This is a genomic window from Paracoccus benzoatiresistens, assembly GCF_026913015.1.
GTDB classification, from domain to species: domain Bacteria; phylum Pseudomonadota; class Alphaproteobacteria; order Rhodobacterales; family Rhodobacteraceae; genus Paracoccus; species Paracoccus benzoatiresistens.
Genome location: NZ_JAPTYD010000099.1, coordinates 1 through 8,170, shown reverse-complemented (window position 1 = coordinate 8,170; position 8,170 = coordinate 1). Strand labels below are relative to the sequence as shown.

The window sequence follows — 8,170 nt, the reverse complement described above, 5'->3', positions numbered from 1 at the left end:
GCCCAGTGACATCACGCCGGAAAACACCGTCAGGTAGATGGCCAGCCCCCGGGCCCGGACCCAGTCGGGCAGGGCCGGTTGTGCGGCGACGTTCAGGCTGGAGAGGACTGCAATCCAGGATGGTCCGGCAATCAGACCGGCCAGCAGCGCAGGTGCTTGCCCCGGCACCAGTGCCAGCACAACCAGCACGATCGCAGTGCCTGCTGTACCCAGGATCACGGTGCGGTCCGGGCCAAGCCTTGTGCGCAGCCTTGGCAGCACCAGGGCGCCGCCGACCGCACCAACCCCGACCGAGGCCAGAAGCGCGCCGTAAAGCCCTGCCCCTCCGCCCAGCACGTCACGCGCCACCAGCGGCAGCATGGCCCAGAAGGCACTGGCAAAGAGAAAGAACCCCGCCGCCCGCACAAGAACCAGCCGCAGAGGGCGGGTGAAGACTGCATAACGCAGGCCTGCGACCATCGCGCCTAAGACATGCTCGGCCGGCAGCTTGCGGGCGGGCTCCGCCTGCGGCTTCCACCAGACCAGCGCCGCGATGACCACCAGCGTGAAGAATATTGATTTCCACCCAGAAGTGACCCAGGTTTTCCATCGAGAACTGACCCACCTTTGATTATGGTTTTTGGGTCATTCAGTGGTCAAGGCATGTGTGGTCTCCTTCTTTTGGCGCGCTGCGGCGGCTGAACTGGCTTTGAAGCGGAAGCTGTCGTTTCCGGTCTCCAGGATGTGGCAGCGGTGTGTGAGCCGATCGAGCAGCGCGGTGGTCATCTTGGCATCGCCGAACACCGTGGCCCACTCGCTGAAGCTGAGGTTGGTGGTGATGATGACGCTGGTGCGCTCATAGAGCTTGCTCAGCAAATGGAAGAGCAGCGCGCCGCCCGAGGCGCTGAAGGGCAGATATCCCAGCTCATCGAGGATCACGAAGGCGGGTCAGGCTCTCGGCAATCTGCCCGGCCTTACCCTTGGCCTTTTCCTGCTCCAGAGCGTTGACCAGTTCGATGGTGGAGAAGAAGCGGACCTTGCGGCGGTGATGCTCGATGGCCTGGACGCCGAGGGCGGTCGCGACATGGGTCTTGCCGGTGCCTGGTGAGCACGTCACATACTGCCCGATCTCAGGGTGACGCAAAGATCTACTATCCATTTCATCCGCGCCATGGCGAGCGTATCGAGGTCGTTCGCCGGCATCGGTTCCGCGGCGTCAGCATGTACGTTGTCCGTCAGATCGATGGCACGCTGGCCCAGATCCCGACCTGGATGTGTACACCGGAGGCTGCGGCCATGACCATCCGGGAACAGCCACGCGTATCCCTTGCGGGACTGCGGGACCTTCGTTTCGCGCTTGAGGCAATTCTATCCTCGCTCTCAGGAACAGAGAGAGGAGATCTGGATGGGACGCGCGCAGCAGTTACCGCTACAAGGAGACCTTCTGACGCTGATGGAGCCGGGGCCGATGTTGACGGACGCGGCGCAGGCCACGGTAGCACCGCTGTTGGCGGCGCTGCTCCTGGAGGCCGTGGAGACCCAAGGTCAAAATCCGAAGAACGATGCCCTGGAAACGGGAGGGCGCGATGAGCAAGATCGCGTCTGAGCATCTCAGCCGGCAGGCCTTCGTCTATGTCCGGCAATCCACGCAGGACCAGTTGCTCCACAACCACGAAAGCCGCCGTCGGCAGTACGGCCTCGCCGCTCGCGCACAACAACTCGGCTGGGCGGAGCCGATCGTGATTGACGACGACCTCGGCCGTTCCGGCGGTGGTATCGCACGCCCGGGCTTTGAGCGATTGCTGGTGGCGATCTGCGAGGGACGCGTCGGGATCGTGTTGGCCGTGGAAGCTTCGCGGCTTGCGCGCAACGGGCGCGACTGGCACACGCTGCTGGAGTTCTGCGGTCTCGTTGGCTGCCTTCTCGCCGATGAAGACGGGCTCTACGACCCGCGTTTGCCGAACGATCGGCTCCTGCTCGGGATGAAGGGCACCATGAGCGAGATGGAGCTGTCGGTGCTGCGCCAGCGCTCGCTCGAAGCGTTACACCAGAAGGCACAGCGTGGTGAGCTGTTCTTCCATGTGGCGGTTGGCTACGTGAAGGTTGGACGGGACCGCATCGCGAAGGACCCCGACCGGCGGATCCAGCAGGCAATTGGGCTCGTCTTTCGCAAGTTCGCCGAGTTTCAGAGCATCCGGCAGGTCCATCTCTGGCTGCGACGCGAGGGTGTTCTGATGCCGTCGGTCGAGAGCGACGACGATGGCCGGCGTGTGATTTGGAAGGCGCCGGTCTACAATACCGTCCGCGGGCTCCTGACCAACCCGGTATATGCCGGCGCATACGCCTTCGGCCGAACGGCCAGCCGGATCACGGTCGAGAACGGGCGAAAGCGCGTCAGCCGTGGCCACCGCCGCGACCGTGAAGAGTGGGATGTATTGATCGTAGATCATCATGAGGGCTACGTTGCCTGGGAGGAGTTTGAGAGGAACCAGCGCCTGATCGCCGATAATGCCAACTGCCGCGGCCTCATGGCTCGCGGTTCGGTCCGCCGGGGCGAAGCAATGCTCGCGGGGCTTTTGCGCTGCGGTCATTGCGGCCGCCGGCTGCACGTATCCTACAGCGGGAACGGTGGCTTCTGCGTTCGCTATTCCTGCCGGGGCGCACATCTCAATCACGGAACACAGACCTGCATCTCGTTCGGAGGAATGCGCGTTGATGCCGCAGTCTCGGCAGAAGTCCTGCGATTGCTGAGCCCACTTGGTGTGGAGGCCGCGCTCATGGCTGTCGCGGAGCGCGACGCCGCGATCGCCGATACGCGGCAACAATCGGAACTCGCGCTAACGCAGGCCCGGTACGAAGCCAATCTTGCCCGCCGCCAGTACGACGCTGTTGATCCCACAAACCGGCTGGTCGCGGCCGAACTCGAGCAGCGTTGGAACACTCGATTGGCGGAAGTCCAACGCCAAGAGGAGCGCTTTGCTGCCATCGGAATGGACAAACCGTCCCTATCGCCGACGGAGCGAGAACGCCTGCTGTCGCTTGGCGCAGATCTCCCTACAGCATGGTCCCATCCCGGCGTGACCGCCGAGACACGCAAGCGCATCCTCCGCGCCGTCCTTGAGGAGATCGTCGTCACATTAACGAAGGAACGGATCGAATTGCTTCTCCACTGGCGGGGTGGAGATCATACGTCTCTTGCCGTCCCACGCAATCGCATAGGCCAGCACCGCTATTCCAGCGATGTGGAGGTCCAAGACTTGATCCGTGTGCTCTCCCGGCAACAAACCGATGGTGCGATCGCGGCGACACTGAATCGACTGGGTATACGGACTGGCCGCGGCAACCCGTGGACCGAGATGCGAGTTCGGAGTTTCCGCCACACCTACCACATCCCTGTCTATCAGCTCGGTGAAGCAGCCGAGCGAGGCGAGTTGTCGCTCGAGGAGGCTGCGAACAGGCTCGGCGTCAGCAAGATGACGGTGCTCCGCCTGATCCGGGAAGGCACCCTTTCCGGCAATCAGGCCTGCAAAGGCGCTCCTTGGGCGATCCCGGAAGCGCAAATCGCAGGCCTTGAACCGGCAAAATCATCCTCAAAAGGCCCGCGAACATCTGACCCCATGCAGCAAAACCTTGATCTTCAATAGCGTAGAAAGGTGTGCATTATGAGACCCGACCAGGGCCGCCAATCAGGACCACGTTCCGGGCACCGTCCAGGAACTCGCAGCGGTGTAGTTGCCGGACTGTAGCTTCGTTGATCTCGCTGGCCGAGAAGTCGAAGCCCGAGAGGTCCTTGTAGGCCGGGAAGCGCGCCGCTTTCATGTGATAGGCGATGGAGCGCACCTCGCGCTCGGCCATCTCGGCCTTGAGAAGCTGGGACAGGATCGGGACGGCTGCTTCAAAGGCCGGCGCCCCTTGCTCGATCAGGTCGGTGACGGCTTGCGCCATGCCATGCATCTTCAGGCTGCGGAGCATGATGACGACAGCACCGCTGGCAGGATCATGACGCATGATGGCCTCCGGTGATGTGAGCCCGCAGGCCGTCGTAGCGTTCGACATTGGCCCTGGGCTCGCGGCGCAGGGCAAGGGCCTGCGGGGTATCGAGGGGCGGCCCGCCGATGACCTTTCCATCGACCAGCCGGTGCGAGGCAGGTTCAGCACATGGGTCTTGGTCGCCACGCCCTCGGCCAGGGCCAGTTCCACTGCGGTCAGCACGGCCTGCTCGTCGTGCTGGAGGACCAGGGCAAGGATGTCGACCATCTCGCGGTCCCCGCCGGGTTTGCGCAGCATCTGATCCTGCAGTTGTCGGAAGGCAGGCGGGAACTCGGCAAAGGGCGCGCCATTGCGCAACGCACCAGGCTTGCGCTGGTGAACGGCCAGATAATGCCGCCAGCCATAGATCGTCCGCGGCGGCAGCTTGTGGCTGCGCTGGATGATGCGGCCATGCTCGCACAGGATGTTGCCCTCGGCCGCCACGACCAGCCGGTCCGGATAGATCCGCAGACTGACGGGGCGATTGGCAAAGGACGCCGGCACACTGTAGCGATTGCGCTCGAAGCTGATCAGGCAGGTGGGCGAGACGCGCTTGCTCAACTCGACAAAGCCGTCAAAGGCAGGCGGCAACGGCATCAGTGCGGCCCGCTCCTCAGCCCAGACATCGGCGATCGTGCCGGACAGCGTGCCGTGCGGGGTCTCCTGCCACACCTCCAGGCAACGCTGCTCCAGCCAGGCGTTCATCGTGGCAAGGTCGGGAAAGCCCGGCATCCCCTGCAAGACCTGATGGCGGGAGTCCTGAACGTTCTTCTCGACCTGCCCCTGCGCCAGCGGGCTCGAACCGATGGCGCCACGCTGGCGCAGTCCCAACCCGCCGCCGGATTGCAGAAGCCGTTCATTGCGGCGCCATTGGTCCGAGCCCAATGGACGGCGGCTCGAAGACATAGTGGTTGGCCATGGCCAGGAAGCGGAGGTTGACCTGCCGCTCCTTGCCGCGACCGACACGGTCCACTGCGGTCTTCGTTCGGCCTGGCCTCGGACCCATGGCGGCCAAGCCTCACTGTCATAGATGCCGCGCTCGGGCACGCCGCCAAAGACACGGAGCGCGTGCCAGGGGGCATCGAACAGCATCTCGTGGGTCTGCAGGGGGTAGGCGCGCAACAGGAAAGCCCGGCTGTGCGACAGCTTGATATGCGCCATCTGAAGCTTGGTGCGCTCGTCGGTCAGATGTCCGTAGTCTTCGCTCCAGTCGAACTGGAAGGCCTCTCCCGGTCGGAAAGACAGCGGAACGAAGGTGCCGCGGCCCGTGCTCTGCTGTTCCCGTTGTTGGTTTGTCCGCCAGCCCCGCGCAAAGGCCGCAATCCGGTTGTAGGAGCCGGTGAAGCCCAGCTTGACCAGATCGACATGCATCTGCTTCAGCGTCCGCCGCTGCTTGCGCGACTTGCCGGCCTCCGTCCTCAACCAGCCGGCCAGCTTCTCGGAGAAAGGATCAAGCTTGCTCGGGCGGTCCGGCGTGGCAAAGGACGGCTCGATCGCTCCTGAGTTCAGATACTTCTTGATCGTATTGCGCGACAGGCCGGTGCGACGCGCGACCTCGCGGATCGGCAACTTCTCCCGCAGCCGCAGCTTCCGGATCACGTTCAAAAGTCCCATGTGGATCACTCCGTAAACCCCCTCCGCTCTCCGCGTCGGGGAAGGGTCACATGGGTCAAATCTCAATGGAAATTATTGGGCCTGCCTGGGTCACTTCTGGGTGGAAATCAACAGCCAATGAGTGATCCCAGCCGTGTCGATCGGCTGTATCGAGCCGGCAGTCCAGAGCAGATCGACCGAATGGAACCACTGGTCGTATACGTCATAGCTCTCCGGCAACAGCACGCCTCGGCTCTGGCATGACAGTCCTGTCACCCGAACTGACAAAATGACCCCCTGGCGACTCCAGGAACTGACCCCCTCGGATCTGCCGAGAGGAGGGACAGATGAGGAGCGGTGCTTCAGAGTTTCCTGCACGATCGAGGTCGATGCGGGGAGAGGAGATGCTTCAGGCAGAGGAGGTGGCCGCGATGATGCGGCTGCATGAACTGGGCTGGGGGGCGAAGCGGCTGTCGAAGGAGTTTGGCTGCGCCCGCAATACGGTCCGACGCTATCTCGATGCCGGTGGCGTTGTTGCTTACAGCAAGCCGGTGCGCAAGACGGCATTCGACGGGCTCGATGACTGGCTGCGTGAGCGGTTTTTCCGGCATGGCGGCAACGCCGATGTCATCCGGCAGGAACTGTCCAGTGAGCATGGGATCGTAATCGGGCTGCGATCTGTCGAGCGTCGAGTTCAGCGTTGGCGGCGGGAGTTGAAGGCGCAAAAGCGGGCAACAGTGCGCTTCGAGACGCCTCCCGGGCATCAGCTGCAGATTGATTTTGGCGCAGCTCGGGTGTGGATCGCCGATGAGCCGCTCTGCGTGCATCTGTTTGTCGGCACACTCGGCTACTCGCGCCGAATGCATATCCGTCCGTCGCTGCGCGAGCGCCAGATGGACTGGTTCGCAGGCATGGAGGAGACCTTTCTGCGCTTTGGAGGGGTGCCAACCGAGATCCTGTTTGACAACGCCAAGGCCCTGGTCGAGCACCATGACACGGCAACGCGCGAGGTCCGGTTCAACGGCCGGCTTCACGCTTTCGCCCGCTACTGGGGCTTCAAGCCCAAGGCCTGTGCTCCCTATCGAGCCCGCACAAAGGGCAAGGACGAACGCGGCGTCGGCTATGTGAAGCACAATGCGATCGCCGGCCGGCGCTTCCCGTCCTGGGGTGCGTTTGTTGCCCATCTTGACCAGTGGAATCGGGAGATTGCCGATCAGCGTGTGCATGGCACGACCGGCGAATTGCCAATCGTGCGGTTTGCCGATGAGGCCGGCGCGCTTCGCCCCCTGGGCGGTCGGGCTCCGTTCGGTCAGCTGCGTGACCTGATCCGTAAGGTTCGTCCCGACTGCGCCATCGACCTTGATACCAACAGCTACTCGGTGCCGTGGCGCCTGGTCGGCGAGACCGTGCAGGTCATGGTCCTTGCTGGCCGCGTCATCGTGCGTCACGCCGGCAACGTGGTGGCCGACCATCCCGTTTGTCAGAGCCGCCGTCAGCGGATCACCGACAAGGCGCACCTGATCGGTGTGGTTGGAGGCGGACCGATCCAGGAGGAACCGGCCCCGAGCATCCAGACACCTGCCTTGCTGCGCCCGCTTGCCGAGTATGAAGCGGTTGTCGGAGGAGGCTGGTGATGACAGCGGTCGATCACGAAACGCTGGTGGCAATGCTCGACCGGCTCAAGCTGACGGCCATTCGGGACCAGCTTGATACCCTGCTGGATGAAGCCGCACGTTCGGACATGACCTTGCGCGAGTCCCTGGCCTTTCTGGTCCAGCGCGAGATTGCCCGGCGCGACGAACGGCGCATCTCCATGGCAAGCAAGCTCGCCCAGTTTCCGTTCGTGCGTGAACTCGCGGGCTTTGAGTTTGAAGCGCAGCCTTCGCTGGACCCGGGGCAGATCCGCGAACTCGCGACCTGCCGATGGATCGCGCATGGCGACACGACACTGCTCCTGGGGCCGCCGGGGACTGGCAAGACGCACTTGGCTGTTGCCTTGGGACGAGAGGCGATCCGGCAGAACCACTCGGTGCAGTTTGTGACTGCGGCAACCCTCGTGGCAATGCTGGCCAAGGGTCACGACGACGGCCTTCTCGAAAAGCAGCTGACGCAGCTCAGCCGGCCCAAGCTTCTGATCATTGACGAGCTGGGTTACCTGCCCTTTGAGGCCAACGCCGCCCACCTGTTCTTCCAGCTGGTATCACGCCGTTACGAGAAAGGCTCGATCCTGATCACCTCGAACCGTTCCGTCGGCGAATGGGGCAGTGTGTTTGGCGACCCTGTGGTTGCAACGGCAATCCTTGACAGGCTGCTGCATCATTCAACGGTGATCACCATCCGCGGTGACAGCTACCGACTTCGCGAAAAGCGCAGGTCTGGTCTCCTGCAGAAGGCCGGGCCTGCGTTCGAAACCGACAAGGCCAACCATTCATGAAAGGGGATCAGTTCTTCACGTCGCCAAAGGGGTCAGTTCTTCAGTTCGTTTGACAAGTCGGTCGTGTCTCGGAAGTGGTAGAAATTGGACAGTGGCGTAATCTCCGGGTGAACTGACACCCACCCAACCGGCGGC

Annotated in this window: 5 protein-coding genes and 4 pseudogenes; 5 read left to right on the top strand and 4 right to left on the bottom strand. The window is 63.2% G+C overall.

The window, feature by feature from the left end; genetic code table 11:
- Together OU682_RS22975 and OU682_RS22970 are read right to left on the bottom strand one after the other, a co-directional pair.
- On the bottom strand, positions 1-540 hold a 540-nt coding region (locus OU682_RS22975), incomplete at its 3' end, for an MFS transporter (RefSeq protein WP_371832305.1).
- Between the two features lie 84 nt (positions 541-624).
- A pseudogene (locus OU682_RS22970) lies at positions 625-1,084 on the bottom strand (ATP-binding protein); the annotation flags it as partial.
- On the opposite strand from OU682_RS22970, the pseudogene OU682_RS24565 reads away from it, so the two are divergent.
- From OU682_RS24565 to OU682_RS22960, 3 genes and pseudogenes are all read left to right on the top strand, one after another.
- A pseudogene (locus tag OU682_RS24565) lies at positions 1,084-1,266 on the top strand (DUF5372 family protein); the annotation flags it as partial. The pseudogenes OU682_RS22970 and OU682_RS24565 sit on opposite strands and share 1 nt — an antisense overlap.
- Positions 1,267-1,384: 118 nt before the next feature.
- Entirely contained in the window at positions 1,385-1,585 is a 201-nt protein-coding gene (locus OU682_RS22965; RefSeq protein ID WP_268944514.1) for a hypothetical protein, read from the top strand.
- Positions 1,566-3,623 carry a recombinase family protein gene (locus tag OU682_RS22960; RefSeq protein WP_268944513.1) on the top strand — a complete coding sequence of 686 codons (2,058 nt, stop codon included), beginning with the start codon at positions 1,566-1,568 and terminating at the stop codon, positions 3,621-3,623. The genes OU682_RS22965 and OU682_RS22960 overlap by 20 nt, the downstream gene beginning before the upstream one ends.
- Positions 3,624-3,651: 28 nt before the next feature.
- Here the strand turns inward: OU682_RS22960 and OU682_RS22955 are convergent.
- Together OU682_RS22955 and istA (OU682_RS22950) are read right to left on the bottom strand one after the other, a co-directional pair.
- Positions 3,652-3,987, bottom strand: a pseudogene (locus OU682_RS22955) (ATP-binding protein); the annotation flags it as partial.
- Positions 3,977-5,622, bottom strand: a pseudogene (gene istA / locus OU682_RS22950) (IS21 family transposase). The pseudogenes istA (OU682_RS22950) and OU682_RS22955, both read right to left, overlap by 11 nt.
- Before the next feature lie 326 nt (positions 5,623-5,948).
- On the opposite strand from istA (OU682_RS22950), the gene istA (OU682_RS22945) reads away from it, so the two are divergent.
- Both istA (OU682_RS22945) and istB read left to right on the top strand, forming a co-directional pair.
- Positions 5,949-7,235 (top strand): IS21 family transposase, encoded by a 1,287-nt coding sequence (gene istA, locus OU682_RS22945; protein ID WP_268944512.1) that lies wholly within the window; start codon positions 5,949-5,951, stop codon positions 7,233-7,235.
- Entirely contained in the window at positions 7,235-8,035 is an 801-nt protein-coding gene (gene istB, locus OU682_RS22940; RefSeq protein ID WP_268944511.1) for an IS21-like element helper ATPase IstB, read from the top strand. Before istA (OU682_RS22945) ends, istB begins: the two co-directional genes overlap by 1 nt.
- The last annotated feature ends 135 nt before the right edge of the window (positions 8,036-8,170 follow it).